The 1,136-nt window shown below is 73.2% G+C and carries 1 protein-coding gene; it reads left to right on the forward strand.

The window, feature by feature from the left end:
• Positions 1 to 1,056 (forward strand): sialidase family protein (locus AOK23_RS43960; protein WP_055717927.1); only part of this gene is annotated, 1,056 nt, incomplete at its 5' end.
• Positions 1,057 to 1,136: the final 80 nt, after the last annotated feature.

The following is a 1,136-nucleotide window of genomic DNA, read 5'->3' on the forward strand; positions in this document are numbered from 1 at the left end:
CGCGAAGGCCACGCCAGCGGTCCGATCCCGGCGGTCGGGCGTACGCAGGAAGGCGCTCTCAGGGAAGTCTGCGAGGGGAGGGTCGGCGGGCGGGAGGACTTCGGGAACATCGACATCGTGGTGAAGCGGTCGACGGACGGCGGCCGCAGCTGGGGCCCGCTGCGGGTCGCCGCCGAGAACGGGGACGGCCTCGCGGGCAACCCCGCCCCCGTGGTGCTGGACACCGGCCGCATCCTGCTCGTCCACGTCCGGAACGCCGCGTCCGCCACCGAGGACGCCATCCGCCGGGGCACCGTGAGCGCCGCGGACGGGCGGCGGGTCTGGGTGCGGCACAGCGACGACGAGGGGGAGACCTGGTCGAGCCCCCGGGAGATCACCGAGGACACCAAGAGGCGGGAGTGGCGCTGGTACGCCACCACCCCCGGGCACGCGATCCAGCTGAGCTCCGGCCGCGTCGTCGTCCCCGCCAACCACTCCCTCCCGCCGACGGGCACCGACAACGGCACGGAGGGCAAGTACAACGGCGGCCACTGCCTGCTCAGCGACGACCGCGGCGAGACCTGGCGGATCGGCTACGTCGACGACAACACCGACGGCTACATCAACGTCAACGAGACCACCGCCGCCGAACTCCCCGACGGACGCGTCTACTTCAACACCCGCAACGACTCCCCGGCCCCCGGAACCCGCGCCGACGCGTACTCCGCCGACGGCGGCGCGAGCCTGATCAAGCCGTTCCGGCCGCAGGCGGGCCTCGTCGGCCCGGTCGTCGAGGGCAGTCTCCTCCAGCTGAGCGACCCCGATCTGGGCGTCCCCGACCTGCTCCTCTACTCCGGCCCGGCCGACCCCGGCTTCCGCGCCCTGATGACCGTACGGGCCAGCACCGACCACGGCACGACCTGGCGGGTCGCCCACACCGTCGACGGGCTGCCCGCCGCGTACTCCGACCTCGTCCGCGTCGACGAGCACACGATCGGGCTCCTCTACGAGACGGGCGACTTCAGCGCGTACGAGACGATCACCTTCCGCCGGATCCCCGTCACCACCCTCCTGTGACCGCCCCCGCCTGGCCTGTCCCTACCTGGCCTGACGCCACCTGACCGTCCGACCCGACCTGCCCCCACCCGACCTGCGCC

This window comes from Streptomyces torulosus (assembly GCF_001419765.1).
GTDB classification, from domain to species: domain Bacteria; phylum Actinomycetota; class Actinomycetes; order Streptomycetales; family Streptomycetaceae; genus Streptomyces; species Streptomyces torulosus.